Source organism: Paramuribaculum intestinale (assembly GCF_030759015.1).
Taxonomy (GTDB): Bacteria; Bacteroidota; Bacteroidia; order Bacteroidales; family Muribaculaceae; genus Paramuribaculum; species Paramuribaculum intestinale.
Window position 1 is genome coordinate 2,352,681 of sequence record NZ_CP098825.1, and the last position, 18,829, is coordinate 2,371,509.

9 protein-coding genes are annotated in these 18,829 nt (G+C 58.6%); all 9 read left to right on the forward strand.

What is annotated here, in order from left to right; translation table 11 throughout:
* The first annotated feature begins 285 nt into the window (after nucleotides 1–285).
* A complete protein-coding gene (locus tag NF347_RS10620) occupies nucleotides 286–1,137 on the forward strand; it encodes a patatin-like phospholipase family protein (RefSeq protein ID WP_107036702.1) in 852 nt (283 codons plus the stop codon).
* Nucleotides 1,134–2,804: an alpha-amylase family glycosyl hydrolase gene (locus tag NF347_RS10625; RefSeq protein WP_107681576.1), complete on the forward strand. Its 1,671-nt coding sequence runs from the start codon at nucleotides 1,134–1,136 to the stop codon at nucleotides 2,802–2,804. The genes NF347_RS10620 and NF347_RS10625 overlap by 4 nt, the downstream gene beginning before the upstream one ends.
* A 67-nt stretch (nucleotides 2,805–2,871) precedes the next feature.
* A complete protein-coding gene (locus tag NF347_RS10630) occupies nucleotides 2,872–4,008 on the forward strand; it encodes a hypothetical protein (RefSeq protein ID WP_107681575.1) in 1,137 nt (378 codons plus the stop codon).
* Nucleotides 4,009–4,124: 116 nt separating this feature from the next.
* A complete protein-coding gene (locus tag NF347_RS10635; RefSeq protein WP_107036705.1) occupies nucleotides 4,125–5,069 on the forward strand; it encodes a ribose-phosphate pyrophosphokinase in 945 nt (314 codons plus the stop codon).
* A gap of 100 nt (nucleotides 5,070–5,169) precedes the next feature.
* Entirely contained in the window at nucleotides 5,170–6,498 is a 1,329-nt protein-coding gene (locus NF347_RS10640) for a DEAD/DEAH box helicase (protein WP_107036706.1), read from the forward strand.
* 186 nt (nucleotides 6,499–6,684) lie between these two features.
* Nucleotides 6,685–8,463 (forward strand): 30S ribosomal protein S1, encoded by a 1,779-nt coding sequence (gene rpsA / locus NF347_RS10645; protein ID WP_107036707.1) that lies wholly within the window; start codon nucleotides 6,685–6,687, stop codon nucleotides 8,461–8,463.
* 578 nt (nucleotides 8,464–9,041) lie between these two features.
* Entirely contained in the window at nucleotides 9,042–10,145 is a 1,104-nt protein-coding gene (locus tag NF347_RS10650; RefSeq protein ID WP_237613083.1) for an SGNH/GDSL hydrolase family protein, read from the forward strand.
* A 1,237-nt stretch (nucleotides 10,146–11,382) separates the two neighbouring features.
* Nucleotides 11,383–11,826 carry an IS200/IS605 family transposase gene (gene tnpA / locus NF347_RS10655; protein WP_107681975.1) on the forward strand — a complete coding sequence of 148 codons (444 nt, stop codon included), beginning with the start codon at nucleotides 11,383–11,385 and terminating at the stop codon, nucleotides 11,824–11,826.
* A 1,831-nt stretch (nucleotides 11,827–13,657) separates the two neighbouring features.
* Nucleotides 13,658–18,775 carry a hypothetical protein gene (locus tag NF347_RS10660; protein ID WP_306254232.1) on the forward strand — a complete coding sequence of 1,706 codons (5,118 nt, stop codon included), beginning with the start codon at nucleotides 13,658–13,660 and terminating at the stop codon, nucleotides 18,773–18,775.
* Nucleotides 18,776–18,829 lie beyond the last annotated feature (54 nt).

An 18,829-nucleotide genomic window follows, 5' to 3' on the forward strand; every position in this document is an offset into this window, starting at 1 on the left:
ACGTTTCAGGCCTGTTTTCACAGGTTTTCTGTTAAAAAATGTGGAGCAAAATTAAGGAAAATGTAATAGTTTCTACCCCCCCCCCGTTAATAACTGTTAATTATGTTTTACAACATATTTTTTGATAGTACGACAGAACAGTCACCCACTGTTAGACACATGTGTCGACATAAACAATCACAAAACCATGCATTCCACACACCGAGCCATGTATATTGATATAAAACACGGCATCCGTGATTTTTTTTGTAACTTTGCCGCCCGAAAGCAAACGTATCAAGAGATATGGGAGGCAAATTAGCCAAAGTCAAATCCATAATAGGGCTTGGAGGCCCGGAGTACCGCACCGGGCTTGTGCTCAGCGGGGGCGGCGCGCGCGGCTTCGCCCATGCCGGCGCTCTGAAAGCGCTTGAGGAGATGGGCATACGCCCCGACATACTGGCCGGCGTATCGGCCGGATCTGTGGCGGCGGTGATGTATGCCGCCGGCATCAGCCCGGAACGGATGCTTGAACTGTTTCTCAACGCCCGTTTCAGCGACTTCTGCGAGCTGGGGATTCCGAAAGACGGTTTTTTCAGCCTCGACCGCTTCCGCGCCTTTCTGCGCAAGAACATCCCCTACGCAAATCTGGAGGATCTGCCCATACCGGTGACGGTGGGAGCCACCGATCTCGACAACGGCAAGAAGATAGCCTTCACCAGCGGTCGCCTTGACGAAGTCGTGGCCGCCTCGTGCAGCATTCCCATCGTATTCAAGCCTATAAGAGTAAACGGCATCAGATGCGTCGACGGCGGCGTGCTTCACAACCTCCCGGCCTGGACGATACGCGACAAGTGCAAGTATCTGATAGCCGTCAACTGCTCCCCGCTGACCAAAACGACGGTGAAGAACACGCTGATCGACATAGCCTTCCGCTCCTACGAACTGATGGCTAAAACCAACACCGTGCCCGACACGGAGATATGCGACATAGTGATCCGCACCGACGAGATAGCACGCTACAAGGCTTTCAATCTCAAACAGATACGACAGGTGTATGAGAGCGGCTACCGCGACACCATGAACTTCCTGCTTGCCAACGGCTTCAGACGCCCGGGGACTGCAGCAACAGAATTATCCACCACCGACAGACAATGAACAACCAAAAACCGGTCATCTATCAGCTGCTGCCGCGGCTTTTCACCAACACCACCCATAACTGTGTGCCCAACGGCACGTATGCCCGCAACGGTTCCGGCAAACTCAACGATATAGACAACGACGTCATCGAAAGCATCAAGGAGCTTGGAGTGACGCACATCTGGCTCACGGGCGTGATAGAGCATGCCCAGAAGACCGACTGGAGCCGTCACGGCATAGGCCGCGACAATCCACACGTGGTCAAAGGCGAGGCCGGATCGCCCTACGCCATAAAGGACTACTACGACATCGATCCCGATCTGGCCACCGACGTAGAGCACCGCATGGAGGAGTTCGAGGCTCTCGTGGCCCGCATCCACGACCAGGGGATGCAGGTGATCATCGACTTCGTGCCCAACCACGTGGCGCGCCGCTACCACTCCGATGCCGCACCCGAAGGCACACCCGACCTCGGAGCCGACGATGACAGCACCCGCGCATTCGACCCGCAGAACAACTTCTACTATATACCCCGCCAGCTGTTCGCCCCGTCGATCGACCTCGGTTCGGGCAAGGAGGCCTACACGGAGTTTCCGGCAAAGGCCACCGGCAACGACTGCTTCTCGGCATTCCCGTCGGTCAACGACTGGTATGAGACAGTGAAACTCAACTACGGAGTGGATTACTCCAACGGCTCACGCCACTTCTCCCCCACCCCCGACACATGGCAGAAGATGCTCTCGATACTGCTCTACTGGGCCGAGAAGGGAGTGGACGGCTTCAGATGCGACATGGCGTTTATGGTGCCGGTGGAATTCTGGGACTGGGCCGTGACCATCGTCAAGGAGCGCTATCCCCACATAAAGTTCATAGCAGAGATCTACGACACAGGACTCTACCGCGAATTTATCAGCCGCGGCCACTTCGACTACCTCTACGACAAGGTGAACCTCTACGACACCCTGCGCGGCATACAGACCTCGCACTGCTCCGCAGCACAGCTGACCGGATGCTGGCAGACCGTCGACGGCATAGGGAGCCACATGCTCAACTTCCTTGAGAACCACGACGAACAGCGCTTCGGCTCCAAATTCTACGCCGGCGATCCGGCCAAGGTGCTTCCCTCGCTTGTGGTCAGCTCCTATATGTCGACCGGCCCGATGATGATATACATGGGTCAGGAACTCGGAGAACAGGCCACCGATGCCGAAGGTTTCAGCGGATATGACGGACGCACCACAATCTTCGACTACTGGAGCCTGCCGACACTCCGCCGCTGGCTCACCGGCAACCTGAAGCCTCGCGAACGGTGGCTGCGCGACCTCTACGCACGGGTGCTGCGCCTCTGCAACTCGGAGAAGGCCATAAGAGAGGGACGATTCTTCGACCTGATGTATGTCAACTACGAGAATCCGACACTCAACCCCCACAGGCAGTATGCGTTCCTGCGCAACTATGCCGACGAAACGATAATCGTGGCCGTCAACTTCTCGGACGACTCGGCCGACATGGACATCAACATACCGGCCCACGCCTTCGAACTGCTGCGCATACCACAGGGCGAGATGAACATGACCGAACTGCTCACGGGCGAGAAAGCCAGAAAGCGGCTGTCGGCCGACAGTCCGTTCGAGGCATTCACCGGCCCCTGGGGAGCGGCGATATGGAAAGTGCGCCACCGCTGAGGAGCGCCGCACAGACACTGCCGAAAACAATACTACGACCAACAAAAGAAGATACACAACACCCTCTATGAACAAAACCTTTATAGCCCTTGCGGCCATGACGGCCGCCATACTCCCGCTGTCGTCGTGCTCCGACGACAAGAAGATAGATGTGGACAACATCAACGGCGTCTACGACACCGCACAGACCACCCTGACCTACAACGGCGTCAAAATGGCCGACGCCACCATAGAGATCACGATGAAGGAGGATCTGACATCGTATCCCGGCAACAAAGGTGAAGCGCTGATGGTGTCGAACCGTCCGACGCTCGTGACCGACAACGCCGACGAAGCCTTTGACGACGACATGCGCCACAGCTACCTCTTCATGCCGTGCAGCATGACCATCGGCGTGGAGGCCAAAGGACGCGAGAACAGCGTCACCTTCTCGGGCACACGCACCGTCAGGACCGCCGACAAAAGCGAGATCACATATACAGCCTCTGGCACATACAGCCCAGGCACCAAAGCCGCCGCTCCCTCGGTGACCGCCGAGATAACCGCAAAGGCCGCAGTCAACGGCCTGACCGGCCACACCTTCGAAATGGAACTCAACCTGACAGACATCACCTACGACCTCGAAAAAGCGGGCTCCACACTCATGGCCGGACTCGGCGTCAACGCCCGCGACGGCCTCAAGGAGCTTTACGGTACGATGATCGACCGCTGCCGCCGCGCGACCGGCTTCGACAGGATACGGTTCAGATTTAACGACGACGGATCGCTCGAGGTCAGCGGACGCAACGCCATAGGAGGCGACTACGTGCAGCAGCCCGCCGCATCCTACCAGATACTCGCCGACGGCACCCTGATAATACTTCAGGACGCCACATGGGCCGAAATGATGACCAACTCCATGTCGCCCACCTCGGCCGCAAGGATGCCGGCGGGTCTCTACAGCTTCCGGTCGGGCAGCGAAGCCATCACCGCCGCCACATTCAGCATCGACGGCCAGCGCCTGAAACTCGAACCGGTGGTGGCCCATCTGATCGAAGGCGGACGCTACCGCCGCCCCGCCGAAAAAGCCTTCATGGCCACATGGCCCGTCCCCGAAGGCACCGACCTCACACGCACCGAGCGCCTCTACAGCAGCCTGCAGTATGCCACCGACCACGATCTGCTGATATTCACCCCCTGCTTCATGGCCACCCGCATCGACTGACGGCGCCGACGGCCGGAGGACGAGAATTTTGATATGATTTTTTCGCGCTCCCGATGCAGGGTTATTCGCGACGAAACATTAACTTTGCAAAAAATTTCAAGTACGTGTCACAAGATATGAACTCAGTCATCCACCCCATCAAGATTTTCGCCGGCACAAAGTCGCGCTACATGGGTGAAGAAATCTGCAAATGCCTCGGCATGGAGCTGGGCAAGATGAACATCCAGCACTTCGCCGACGGAGAATTTGAAGTATCGTTCGAAGAGCCGATCCGCGGCTGCGAGGTTTACCTGGTGCAGTCGACCTTCCCCAACACCGACAACCTCATGGAGCTTCTGCTGATGATCGACGCCGCCAAGCGCGCGTCGGCTCACTCGGTGATAGCCGTGATGCCCTACTTCGGCTGGGCGCGTCAGGACCGCAAGGACAAGCCGCGTGTGTCGATCGCCGCCAAGCTTGTGGCCGACCTGCTGATGGCCGCCGGCGTAAACCGCGTGATCACCATGGATCTCCACGCCGACCAGATCCAGGGATTCTTCAACGTTCCCGTCGACCACCTCTATGCATCGACGGTGTTCATCCCCTACATCAAGAGCCTCCAGCTCCCCGACATGGTGGTGGCCACTCCCGACGTGGGCGGCGCCAAGCGTGCCAACTCCTACGCCAAGTATCTCGACGTGCCTCTGGTGCTCTGCCACAAGCAGCGCGCCAAAGCCAACGTGGTCGAGGCCATGACAGTGATCGGCGACGTGAAGGACAAGAACGTCATACTGATCGACGACATGGTTGACACCGCCGGCACTATCTGCAAAGCCGCCAACCTGATGATGGAGAAAGGCGCCAAATCGGTGCGCGCCCTCGCATCGCACGCCATCATGAGCGATCCGGCTTCGCAGCGCGTCGACGACAGCGAGATGACCGAGATGATCTTCACCAACTCCATCCCGTTCTCCAAAGATTGCCGCAAAGCCACCATCATCAGCGTGGCCAAGATGTTTGCCGACACGATCAAGCGCGTTCACAACAACGAATCGATCTCGTCGCAGTACGTATTCAAATAAGAGACTCCCGCCGACACCGTCACAGCCACAGGACGGTGGACGCGACACAACACAAAAGGCGCAGCCAATCGGCTGCGCCACTCTTTTTTATCCCACCTCAATGGATTCATACAAGATCACAGAGGCGCTCCGGCGCCGGCTCGACATAGAACGACTCCGCCCGATGCAGGCGAAGATGATGGACACACGCAGCAGCGCCGTGATGCTCGCCGCGCCGACAGGCTCGGGCAAGACGGTGGCATTCGGATGCTACATGCTGCGGCGCGTAGGTGAACCGTGCGGCAAGGTGCAGGCCGTGGTGACGGTGCCCTCGCGCGAACTGGCTCTTCAGGTGTCGGACGTGGTGAGGCGCATGGCTTCCGGGCTTAAGACCACCACCGTCTACGGCGGCCACCGCGTGGCCGACGAACTGCCGACGCTCACCCCATGCCCCGACATAATCATCGCCACTCCCGGACGTCTGCTCGACCTGCTGCAGCGCGGCGCTCTGGAGATCCACGACCCGGCGACGGTGGTAGTGGACGAATTCGACAAGACCCTCGACCTGGGCTTTGCCGACGAGATGCAGCGTCTGATGCGGCGCATAGGGCGCCCGGGATCACTCGTGCTCACCTCCGCCACCCCTATGGATCACGCCGAGCTGCCACAGTGGGCGCAGCGCCCCGGATGCCAGACGCTCGACTATAGCGCTCCGGCCGAAAAAAGCGGCCATCTCGACCGGGTGGAGGTGGAAAGCCCCGTGCGCGACAAAGCCGAAACCCTCGCCGACCTGCTCTGCGCCATATCTGACGCCGGACAGCGCCGCACAATAGTGTTTGTAAACCACCGCGAGAGCGCCGAACGGCTTCACGAACTGCTGCGCCGCGACGGCATAGAGAGCGCGCTCTACCACGGCGGCCTGCAGCAGACCGATCGCGAAGCGGCCGTGGCACGTCTGCGCGGAGGGTCGGTGCCGGTGCTTGTGGCCACCGACCTGGCCGCACGCGGCCTCGACATAGAGGGTGGCATCGACGCCGTGGTCCACTACCATATGCCCCCTACCGCCGACGACTGGACCCACCGCAACGGCCGCACCGCGCGCAACGGAGCCGACGGCACCGTATATGTCATCACCGCCGAAGGGGAGAACATACCCGACTATGTGGTCACCGACCGACGCTGGCAGCCCGCTCCCCGCGACGGACGGGGTATTCAGGCCCCGATGGCCACCCTCCACATCAACGCCGGCCGCAAAGAAAAGATATCGAAGGGCGACGCCGTGGGCTACATCACAGCCCACACCGATCTAAAGGGGAGCGACATAGGCCTGATAACCGTCAACGACCACTCCACCCTCATAGCCGTCCCCCGACAGGCCGCCGACACCGTCATAGCCGCCTGTTCGCCCCACAAACTCAAAGGGAAGCGCGTGCGCATCACCCTCCTCTGACCCACCCCGATCTGTCGATAAAGGCATAAACTGCCGCGAAGAGTGTGGGTTTATGCGCTGCGGTGGATTTATGCGCTAAAGATGAGGTGGTTTCAAAAAAATTAGCTATCTTTGCGGCGCAATAAGTAAAGTCAATATAAAGTCTAACTTATTAACTACAACCAACATTTTTATTAACTAACCTAAATGGCTGAAAAAGAAATCAAAACAGCAGTTGAAGACTTCGACTGGGACGCATTTGAGAATGGCGACACCCATGCCGGCAAGTCGCGCGAGGAGCTTACGAAGACCTACGACGAGAGCCTCAACACCGTAAAGGACAAAGAAGTGATCGAAGGCACCATCATCGCCCTCAACAAGCGTGAGGCCGTGGTGAACATCGGTTACAAGAGCGACGGCATCATCCCGTTCAACGAATTCCGCTACAACCCCGACATCAAAGTGGGCGACAAGGTGGAAGTCTTCATCGAGAACCAGGAGGACAAGAAGGGCCAGCTTATCCTCTCCCACCGCAAGGCTCGCGCAGCCCGTTCGTGGGACCGCATCAACGAGGCTCTGGAGAAGGACGAAATCATCAAGGGCTACATCAAGTGCCGCACGAAAGGCGGCATGATCGTCGACGTGTTCGGCATCGAGGCATTCCTGCCCGGCTCGCAGATCGACGTCCGTCCCATCCGCGACTACGACATCTTCGTGGGCAAGACCATGGAGTTCAAGGTCGTTAAAATCAATCAGGAATTCAAAAACGTCGTTGTCAGCCACAAGGCTCTCATCGAGGCCGAGCTGGAGCAGCAGAAGCGCGAGATCATCGCCAAGCTCGAGAAGGGTCAGGTGCTCGAAGGCACAGTCAAGAACATCACCTCCTACGGTGTGTTCATCGACCTGGGCGGCGTCGACGGACTTATCCATATCACCGACCTTTCGTGGGGCCGCGTAAGCCACCCCGAGGAAGTGGTGCAGCTCGACCAGAAGATCAACGTTGTGATCCTCGACTTCGACGACGAGAAGAAGCGTATCGCCCTGGGTCTGAAGCAGCTCATGCCCCATCCCTGGGACGCTCTGGATTCGGAGCTCAAAGCCGGCGACAAAGTCAAGGGCCGCGTAGTGGTTATGGCCGACTACGGTGCATTCGTAGAGATCGCCCCCGGCGTAGAGGGTCTGATCCATGTCAGCGAGATGTCGTGGAGCCAGCACCTGCGTTCGGCTCAGGACTTCATGAAGGTCGGCGACGAGGTAGAGGCCGTGATCCTCAACCTCGACCGCGAGGACCGCAAGATGAGCCTCGGCATCAAGCAGCTTAAGAAGGATCCCTGGGAGGATATCGAAGTGCGCTATCCGGTTGGCTCGAAACACACCGCCAAGGTGCGCAACTTCACCAACTTCGGCGTATTCGTCGAGATCGAGGAGGGCGTAGACGGCCTGATCCACATCTCCGACCTGAGCTGGACCAAGAAGGTGAAACACCCCAGCGAATTCACCACTATCGGCGCCGACATCGACGTTCAGGTGCTCGAGATCGACAAGGAGAGCCGTCGCCTGAGCCTCGGCCACAAGCAGCTCGAAGAAAATCCCTGGGATGTGTTCGAGACCGTGTTCACCGTAGGTTCGGTACACGAGGGCACCATCGTAGAGATGGTAGAGAAGGGCGCCGTGATCCAGCTCCCCTACGGAGTTGAGGGCTTCGCCACTCCCAAGCACCTCGTGAAGGAGGACGGCACCTCGGCACAGGTTGACGAGAAGCTCAACTTCAAGGTGATCGAATTCAACAAGGACAGCAAGCGCATCATCCTCAGCCACAGCCGCATATTCGAAGATGAGGCCAAGGCAGAGCGCAACGAGGCTCGCAAGGCCAAGCGCGCCACAAAGCGTCAGGAGGAGACTCCGGTGATCTCGACTCCGATCGAGAAGACCACCCTTGGCGATCTGGAGGCTCTCGCAGCTCTCAAGGAGAAGCTTTCGGAATAATATCTCCGATATAACGACACGCCGCCGGCGGGCAGTCAGGGTTTTAGCCCTGAGTTGCCCGCCGGCTTTGTTTGTTTGGATGGGATGGATCGGAGCCATCAGAGGGGACGCACAGGCCGGGAGGGAGACAAGTGCAGAGAGGGGGGGGGGAGGGCAACCGCAATGGCGTCCGGGACAAGGGTGGCCCGGGCTGGCGCGGGGCGGCTGATCTCGCATGCTCCGCAGCTCGGCCGAGTGAGGTGGGCGGCTCTCCCCCCGGTCTACGCGTCACGCTCCCCTGCCTCGCTGACGCACGGCGGGGTGGCGTGCCGCTCCGAACCGGGGATAGCGTCTGCCCGCACGCTCCGCGGCTCCGAGGGCGGTTTTTTTTGAGCGGCGGGGTGGGGATTTCGCTATTATTTTGTAAATTTGTAGGTGGGGCAGGCTGTCGCAAGACGACTATACAATTTTTCTTACCTGAATCAACAAATCATGCGGCAATCAGGCCACATAATGATAAAACCGTACACTGACTTCATGCGCAATGAAAGCGACAAGACAATAATACCCACAACGCGACAATACATACCAATCACGCGATGAAAGCAATCAGATCACTCGCCATCACGGCCATGATGCTCACTGCAGCAGCGGCATCGGCACAGACAACTACATGGAACGACCCGATGAAGGCCGGATACCCGACAGTACAGAACCAGGCATGGACCTCGGAGATAGGACATAGCTATGTGCGCATGCCCGACCGCGCCGAGGCGCAGGTGCGCAAGCCTCTGTGGGATCTGAGCCGCAATTCGGCCGGACTCGCCCTCTACTTCACCACCAACTCTCCGACGATCACCGTGCGCTACAAGATCAGCGGCGCCCAGACTATGCCCCACATGCCCGCCACGGGAGTGTCGGGAGTCGATCTCTACCGCATCGACTCCGTCGGCGGTCAGGATTTCTGCTTCGGCAGCTATTCGTTCGGCCCCAAAGTGCAATACAGCTACTCGGCTCTCGCCCCCTCCGACCTTAGCGGAGCCGATCGCGAATACCATCTCAACCTGCCGCTCTACAACACCATCGACTCTCTGGAGATCGGCGTGGCCGAAGGCTCGCGGTTCAGCTTCCTGCCGAAGCGCACCGAGAAGCCTATCGTGGTCTACGGCACCTCGATAGCGCAGGGCGCCTGCTCCTCGCGTCCAGGCATGTCGTGGATCAATATCGTCAGGCGCAACCTCTCGGACTATCCAGTGGTGAATCTCGGATTCTCGGGCAACGGACGTCTTGAGCCGGAAGTACTCGCGCTGATAGCCGAGATCGACGCCGAGATGTTTGTGCTCGACTGCATGCCCAATCTGACCCAGAAGAGCGCCGACGAAGCCCGCGACCTGGTGCTTGCCGCCGTGGCACAGCTCCGCAAGAGCAGCGACGCCCCGATAATACTCGTGGAGCACGCCGGCTACAGCAACGCCCCGACCAACGCCGCGCAGCTCGACTGCTACACGCGCCTCAACCGCGGACAGCGTCAGGCCTACGAGCAGCTAAAGGCCCAGGGGGTGAAGGATCTTCACTACGTGAGCCACGACGAACTCGCCTACCCCTCCGACGCATGGGTAGACTATGTGCACCCCTCCGATCTTGGAGCACAGCGCCAGGCCGACGTGCTGACGGAGAAGATACGCTCCGTCAGAAACCACTGATACCCTGAACATCAACCAATCTACTCCATCCATCACACATAACACACTATGAAACTACTCAACACGCTGCTGCTCGCGGCCGCAACGGCAGGCGTCGCCGCGATAGCCATAGCAGAGATCGATCTCAACTGATATTCTCATCCATATCACAGTTGCGTTGCGTCGTCCCCCCGAGGGCGACGCAACGTCGTGTATAATAGAGCGGGCGCAGAGCGAGGTGGGCGGCCTGGGCTGGCGCGAGCGGCTGATCTCGCATGCTCCGCAGCTCGGCCGAACGGGGGGCGTCTCTCTCCTTCCCCCGGTCTACGCGTCACGCTCCCCTGCCCCGCTGACGCGTGGCAGGCGGTGGCGTGCCGCTCCGAACCGGGGATTCTGTCTGCCCGCCCCCTCCGGGGCTCCGATGGCGTCAACACCATCCGGCGGGGAGAGGAGAGAGGTAGTCAGCGGGAACCGTAGTAGAGGCGACAGTGCGCGCGACGCAGGCGGGGAGGAACGGAGCCGCGGAGCGTGCGGGCAGTCAGTAACCGGGGGTCGGAGCGGAGGGAGGACGCCGGGACGCGTAGCGGAGCGGTGGCCGAGCGAGGCGGAGACCCCGGAAAGGAGAGCCCACACACCATGCGCGGCGAGTCCCGGAGGGTTCGAGGCCGCGCCAAGGCGTCAGCGCAGGAGAAGAGGCGGGGAGGAGAGAGAGGCGATCTGGAGGCGGGGAGGGACGGAGCCGCGGAGCGTGCGGGCAGTCAGTAACCGGGGTTCGGAGCGGAGGGAGGACGCCGGGACGCGTAGCGGAGCGGTGGCCGAGCGAGGCGGAGACCCCGGAGAGGAGAGCCCACACACCACGCGCGGCGAGTCCCGGAGGGTACGAGGCAGCGCCGAGGCGGCAGCGCAGGAGAAGAGGCGGGGAGGAGAGAGAGGCGATCTGGAGGCGGGAAGGGGCGGAGCCGCGGAGCGTGCGGGCAGTCAGTAACCGGGGTTCGGAGCGGAGGGAGGACGCCGGGACGCGATAGCGGAACGGTGGCCGAGCGAGGCGGAGACCCCGGAGAGGAGAGCCCACACACCACGCGCGGCGAGTCCCGGAGGGTACGAGGCCGCGCCGAGGCGACAGCGCAGGGAGGAGAGAGGAGATGGGGGGGGGCGGATCCGCATGTGGGTGGCTTCGAGGGTGTGAGAATGAAGAAATGTGGATTTATCCATACAGATCACGATTCTAATTTATATCTTTGCACAAAACGCCCATATCATGAGTAAAGTCAACGCATTATTCCACATTGTCTTCGCCACTAAAGACCGTCGTCCATTTCTTCTTGACACTTTCAGAGAGGATCTTCACAAGGTGATCAACGACATTATAATTTCCAAGAAAAGCCGGCTTCACTCGATAAACAGCGTTACCGATCATCTACACATGCTCGTCGATCTGAACCCTACAGTGTCGATCTCCGAGCTAATAGCCGCTGTCAAGGCATGTGCGCACAACTGGATGAAAACAGACAGTCGTGCTGCCTTGTTCAATGGGTGGTGCTCAGGATATTATGCCTGTAGCTGCTCACCAAGCCACAAAACCAGTATCGAAACATATATCCTCCGCCAGACCGAGCATCACGCCATACATCTGTTTGACAAGGAGATACAGAAGATGTGTGATGTGTGGAATCTGTCATATCATCCTGAGGATCTGAAATAGTACCCACGCGAGGTGGGCCCTGGGCTGGCGCGGGCGGCTGATCTCGCATGCTCCGCAGCTCGGCCGAACGGGGGGCGTCTCTCTCCTTCCCCCGGTCTACGCGTCACGCTCCCCTGCCCCGCTGACGCGTGGCAGGCGGTGGCGTGCCGCTCCGAACCGGGGATTCTGTCTGCCCGCCCCCTCCGGGGCTCCGATGGCGTCAACACCATCCGGCGGGGAGAGGAGAGAGGTAGTCAGCGGGAACCGTAGTAGAGGCGACAGTGCGCGCGACGCAGGCGGGGAGGAACGGAGCCGCGGAGCGTGCGGGCAGTCAGTAACCGGGGGTCGGAGCGGAGGGAGGACGCCGGGACGCGTAGCGGAGCGGTGGCCGAGCGAGGCGGAGACCCCGGAAAGGAGAGCCCACACACCATGCGCGGCGAGTCCCGGAGGGTTCGAGGCCGCGCCAAGGCGTCAGCGCAGGGAGGCGCAAGACGCAGAGGCGGGGAGGGACGGAGCCGCGGGCGGGGGGAGTGCGCCGGGACGGCAGCACAGGAGAGGGGCGGGAATGTTACAATGTAGTGGCGGGAGGGGGATTTTTTTGGTGGGGGAGGGTGGATTGAGGTAAATTTGTGGCGATATGATTCCATTTTTGTGGAATTAATGTTTGATTTTGCAAAAAATAGTATTCGTTAGCATGCTGCAATTTTTACCTATCTATTTGAGCCATAGGGAGTTTACCCCCCCCCAGCATATAGCCGGGAGGGAGCGGAGCAATGCACCCATAACAGATGCGCGGATAGAGCGAAACAATGCGCCCTTAGAGCGGAACTACGCACGGACAGAGCGGGGGCATGCGGAGACAAGGCAGAGACCGGCAGCAGTTTACCACCATCACGATATTTTGAGATGCACCACCACCATGACGGCGCGCGGCACAACGGCTGCGTGCCGTATCGTCGTGTAGCTACATAAACGGGCTGATACACACAGCCATGCCCCGCCCCACGGCGGCCCGCAAATATACTGACTTCTCCTTCCAAGAACAGGGAAATTCTCAATAAAACAAATATCAGGAAAGATTATGAAAAAACTTTTACTAATTCTGATGGCCTTTCTGGCCTTCGCCCCTCCGCATCTACATGCGGAGCTTATAACAACCACCTTTTTTAGTAAAACTGCAACAGAATCACCCAATCTTACATTCGGCGACGGTGCATCTATGAAAGACTGGTCTTCTACCAGTTCTACTGTAAGCTCAAAGTATGTATCGAACACTACAGCATCAAGCTTCAAATATATTTACAGAAACCAAGGATCGTCAGAGAATTTTCTTGATGACTGCCTGATAATGGAGTTTACTAAAACGGCAGGAGCCAAATACAACGCTTTTACGAAATTTGGTCTTGAGATATTCAGGGGCAACACATTTGTAATCAAAGCAAAATATGGTAAAGTACATAGAGTTCAATTATACTATGGTACTGGATATTCCTCGGGTGCGGGTTCAGCATCCGCTGGTACAGCCACAGTAAAACACGCAAAAGATTTACTGACTTTCAACACTGACACAAAGCAGAATCAAGCTGTAATGGTTGTGACCAGTCCGGCAATGTTTCAGACAAGCACGCCAGCTAATCAAAAAGCTAACGAGTATTTCGAATTTACCTACAAAACAACCACAAGCACAAGCTACTATCCTATATATTTTTCGTTGCAGAAAATCATTGTCACATGGGAACCTGTTGAACTACCGAAACCAGGACTACCGACAATAATTGAACCGACAGCAGATTCGGGTGACATTTTCAATAAAGAAACGAATGAATATTCTTACAGTGCGACTCCCCCTGTATTGAAGTTCAATAAAGATACAGCTGCGGACAAACTTGTTTACACGATAAACAATGAAAATATCACAGAAAGTTCCACCGAATACACTGACAACGGAATCGATCTAAGCAGCATAACCACAGCGACGACGATACGCATAGCCGGCGTCAACAGCAAGGGACTTGGCGAAGTACTGACCATCACTGTAAATATCAAAAAACCAGATGCGCCCACACTGGACACCAACGGCATAAACACTACAGACACAAGTGTCTACCCCTACTTTATAGACGGAAAGTATGGGTATATAAGTAAAGTAGCCAACATAAAGATCAACCGCCCGGCGGGTGCTGAAACGGTGTATTACACCACCGACGGCACTCAGCCCAATATATATTCGCGCACACTGGGCGAGGACAATACCATAACACTCAGCGAAACGGTTGTAGGCCAGAAGACCAAAGTCATCTTAACGGCCGCCAACCGCGGAGGCATGAGCACGGAGGCGCTGACCATAGACTGCGAGCGCTTTGCCGTTCCCACGCCGAGCCGTCCTGAGATCAGAAGAGTCAGCCAATCGTTCACATACAAACTGCCAAGTCAAACAGGAGGAGCTATGCGGTTGTACCCCGATGACTTCGCCAACTACAACAACAGCGGCATTATCACACTGGAAAACGACAAGGTGGTGCTTGAAATGGCAAAAGCATACGCCAACTCGTATACCGGCATAGGACATGGAGAGATCCACGAGCCTCAGTCGGCTTTCATTGAATATGCGCTTACGAGCAACGAAACCTTGACTGATGACGCCAAGTTTTATCGCGTAAACACATTTGCAAGCCAACAGAATTGGGGTGGAATATATGTGGACCAACACAAATGGGTTGCACTGAGCAATAAAGATGTCAATCAAACAGGTCTGTTCACTGGATATAATGAGATCTACCTGCACCTGCGCGCGACAAGCATTACCGGCACAAGCTCAGGAGGCTCCAATGAATCGGATCCGAATTCGGAACTATATACCGTCAGCGATGTGCTGACTGTGAAGCTTGTGCGGAAGGCGCCGGGTGCTCCGGGGCTGAAGCTCAATGTAGAGGGTGGCGCCAAGGGCACGTGGAATGACCGCGGCGGTGTGGCGAGCCTGAGCTATATGGGCAGCAGCTCGATAGTGGCAACAAAGAGCAGCCCCGGCTACTCGATAGAGTATTGCTTCGTGGCAGCCGAGGATGGCAAGCCGTGGCCGGGATCGGATCCGGGCAACGCGCCGATCACAGAGATTCAGAATCAGGATCAGACAAGCGTCATAGCTCTCGGCAGCAGTGGAGCGGACGCCGGCAAGGCGGGACGCCTCTACGTGAGACAGAACGACAAGGCCCACACTCTTCCGGGCGAATGGGCCATGCTCGACGTGGAGCCGATCCATGTGGATGACTACAAGCTCAACGACCTGAACGCGCGCCCCGCACAGCAGGCTCTGGTGAGACTCACACAGGACGACGCCTACGGAATGAAGGTGATGGGCGTGTATGAGACCGACGCCGCTGCCGTCAACAGCAAGAAGACCTACTACGTGTATCTGATGGACCAGTTGGGCAACCCGATAAAACTTGTGGTCAACGCACAGTCGATGCCGAAGATACTGGAGGAGTATGCCGACACCGAGGGTGGCACTAAGACGCGCCTGATCAAGGGCGACGTGATAGGCCGCATATATTACCACAGCATCACAGGCGACGGGAACAAGATGCCCGAGATATGGGTGACTCCCGGTTCGGAGGACTATACAGACTATCTGCCGGCGAGTGAAGCCACAGAGGGATGGGCGACTGTGGGCAAGGCTCCGGCCGACATACTGGAGCAGCCAACCGTCGGCGTAGACAACTTCAACCGCAAGATGCGTCTGCGCTCGCTGACATGGCTCGGCAGCAACCGCGTGCGTACCGCCGACGGCACCGAACTGACTCTCTACAGCCGTCTGAAGGTGGAGGGCTACGACTTCCAGGATGATATGGAAAAGGTGGCCGCCATAGCCGACAAGGGGGGCACTAAGCTCTTCGCCGCCACCGGTTTCGTGGGTCAGCTCAACGGCCAGCTCGCTCTGCTGACCACGGAGAATACCCTGCAGTGCCCCGGCACTCCCAATCTGTCGGCTCCCAACCCGATCAGCGGGCAGCCTGACGCCGACGGATTCGTAGCCGTCAACGCCATCAGCGACGAGGTGAAGCTCACGATCACGGGCAACGCCCACGGCGAGTCGAAGTTCTGCTGGGCGTCGAACGAAGAAGGGAACAACACCCAACCGATCACAAACAACACTCTGACCATAAAGCGCCCGACCGGCAGCAACAACACAGTGAAGCGCGTGATCTGGAGCGAACTCAACGGCATGAAAAGCCTTAACCCGGCCAAGGTGAAATTCATATTCCACACGCCGGAGAAGGTAGCCTCGATCGAGGAGTTCAAGACCAAGGAATTTGCCAACTTTGCCAACCCTGATGAGGGGCAGACCGAATACTACCAGATGACCGGCAAGGCCATCGTCGAGGAGATCACTCCGGAATATCTCTATGTGCGCGACTACAACGACAGTCCCATGGCCGAGCTGATCGAGGACGAGCACATGCACCGGATGCTGATTCACAACTCCAACGGCTGGGATGTCCTCGTGGCTGATCCCGCCGGCGGCGAGGCCCGCCCGCTGCAGAAAAACGACGTGATCACCGGCTTCGCGATACACCCTCAGCACAAGAACGGCAACCTGCTGAGCGAATCGACAGGCTTTGCACGCACTTTCAAGGTGGATAAACACGACGCCGCCTACAGCTTCGCCCCTGAAGAGATCCAGGCCGCTCCGACCGACAACTTCTTATTCGAGGAAATCCACCGCATGCGCCTGGTGACACTGAAGGGCGTGGAGGTGAAGCGCACCACCAACACCGGCGCCGACCGCGAGGAGTATCCCTACAACTACACTCTGCAGATCGACGGCACGCCGCGTATGAGGATGGACGTGTTCCGCCGCTCGGGTTTCGCCGAGGCCTACGCCGAGAACACCGGCTTCGATCTGACGGGCGTGGTGCTTCTCGACTCCGACAACGGCACCGACAAGACATTCTCCTTCGCCCTGCTGAGCTTCGAAGGCTCGGCCAAGGTGGCGATGCCGGAGGTGTATCTCGACGGAATCGCCGACAAGACCCTGACGGAGCAGCCGTTTGTGGCCGGCACAATAAAGATGGATGCCGTGAAGTTCACTACCGACGGAGCCGCCATCAATGAGTCGGAGGATAACAAGGTGACGATCCACTATTCGATCGACGGCCTCGACCCGCTTCAGAATCTCGGCTCGCGCCATGAATACGAAGAGGGCGCCGACGAGCTGAAACTCGCCGACCACGACGTGGAGATACGCGCCTTCGCCTCCTATCCGGGCATGACTCCGAGCGACGTGGTGGTGCGCCGCTTCCGCAAGCAGAGCAACGACGTGCAATATATCCTCAATTTCCTCAACACCGCCCGCGAGGGTAACGCCTACCGCTTCACTTCAAGCGTCAAGGCTGTGGCCAAGGGTGGCGACTACCTGTTTGTGGCCGGAAGCGTGGGCCACTACCTGCCTATCTACCGCGAGGGCGGCTGGGGCAACATGGCCGTAAAGCCGGGACAGTATCTGAAAGGATTTACCGTGGGCTACAAGGTGGACGAGTACGGCAACCGCATGGCCGTGGCCACCGGCTATGAGCATACGTTCGGCAACGTGGCCGATGACGGCGAGAGCGTAATCAAAGCCACTCCCGACGAGGTGAGCAGCATATCGGCCGCCAATGCCCGCCGTCTGGTAAGGATAAGCAACGTCCGCGTCAACGCGGCCGGCGGCAGAAGCGGGGAATGGACCATCACCGAGCTGTCGGACGGTCAGACGCATCCGCTGATGGCGGGTCTGCTGGGCGAGGTAGAGGTGACCGACGCCGAGGGGAATCCCACGGGCGAGACGCTTCAGGACGGCGAGACGTACAACATCACCGGCTTCGTGATGCTCGGCGAGCTACGCACCGTGCCCTCCGACCCGGAGGATGCCGACAGCGAGCCGACTGTGGAGTCGACCGTGGAGTTCTGGCCGATGAGCGCCGTGCGCGTGACCCGCTCCGCTCCCGTGACCGCCGAAATGACCAATCTGGCTGAAGAACCCGTGACCGACGAGAACGGCGACATACGCGCCACGTTCAACGGCATGACCGAGGTGAGCCTCTCCACCACCGGCCACAACGCCACGATCTACTACTGGCTCGAAAGCGAGGAGACGGACGAGAGCAAGGCTACGTGGTACACGTATCAGCGTCCGTTCATAATCACCGGCCAGGAGAAGATCCACGCCAAGTCGCAGGCCGAGGGCATGGCCGAGAGCGACCACACTCACGTGATACTCACTCCGGCGACGATGAGCGGCGACGTGGAGTTCAGCGTCAACGCCGAGCCGGGCATGACCACTGTGACCATCACCGCTGCCGCCGGATCGGAGATATGGTATTCCACCGGCACCGCCGGCTGCGACAAGCGCTACACCGCCGGCCAGAAGCTGACATTCGAGGAGGAGACGATGCTATATGCGTGCGCCAAGGCTCCGGGCATGGGCCGCGGCCCTGTCAGCCGTATGCTGGTGATGGTGAAGGAGGCTACTCCCGACGACATCGAGACTACAGGCAACAGCCTGCAGTTCAGCCAGGAGGTGACCGAAGAGGGCTTCGTGAAGGTGACGATCGAGGCTGTGACCCCGGTGGCCGGCGGCACTATCTACTACACTACCGAGGCTGGCAAGAAGCTCCCCGGCGAGGGCGTCAGATATGACGGTCCGGTGGTGATGAAGGAGAGCGGCGTGATCATCGCGGTGATGGTGATAGGCGGCCGTCCGGCAAGCCAGACCTACGAGACCAACGTGTGGGTGGTGCCTGTGGTGACCGGCATCGAGGACGTGGACGCCGATCGTCAGGAGTCGGTGCGTGCCGAGGGCAACGACATCGTGGCTCCGGCGGGTTCGGAGGTGTATGACATCGCCGGACGCCGCGTGCGGCCGACCGGTCTTGCAAGCGGTATCTACATCGTGCGCACTCCCGACGGCAAGGCCGTGAAGGTGAGAATCTGAACGATCATCCTATAGACGGAGGGCGCTGTGCCGATGGGCACAGCGCCCTCTGCG

What these genes read in the sequence shown, in the direction of transcription:
- NF347_RS10620 (WP_107036702.1), top strand. Translation starts at nt 286, where the DNA reads ATGGGAGGCAAATTAGCCAAAGTCAAATCCATAATAGGGCTTGGAGGC.
- NF347_RS10625 (WP_107681576.1), top strand. Translation starts at nt 1,134, where the DNA reads ATGAACAACCAAAAACCGGTCATCTATCAGCTGCTGCCGCGGCTTTTC.
- NF347_RS10630 (WP_107681575.1), top strand. Translation starts at nt 2,872, where the DNA reads ATGAACAAAACCTTTATAGCCCTTGCGGCCATGACGGCCGCCATACTC.
- NF347_RS10635 (WP_107036705.1), top strand. Translation starts at nt 4,125, where the DNA reads ATGAACTCAGTCATCCACCCCATCAAGATTTTCGCCGGCACAAAGTCG.
- NF347_RS10640 (WP_107036706.1), top strand. Translation starts at nt 5,170, where the DNA reads ATGGATTCATACAAGATCACAGAGGCGCTCCGGCGCCGGCTCGACATA.
- rpsA (WP_107036707.1), top strand. Translation starts at nt 6,685, where the DNA reads ATGGCTGAAAAAGAAATCAAAACAGCAGTTGAAGACTTCGACTGGGAC.
- NF347_RS10650 (WP_237613083.1), top strand. Translation starts at nt 9,042, where the DNA reads ATGAAAGCAATCAGATCACTCGCCATCACGGCCATGATGCTCACTGCA.
- tnpA (WP_107681975.1), top strand. Translation starts at nt 11,383, where the DNA reads ATGAGTAAAGTCAACGCATTATTCCACATTGTCTTCGCCACTAAAGAC.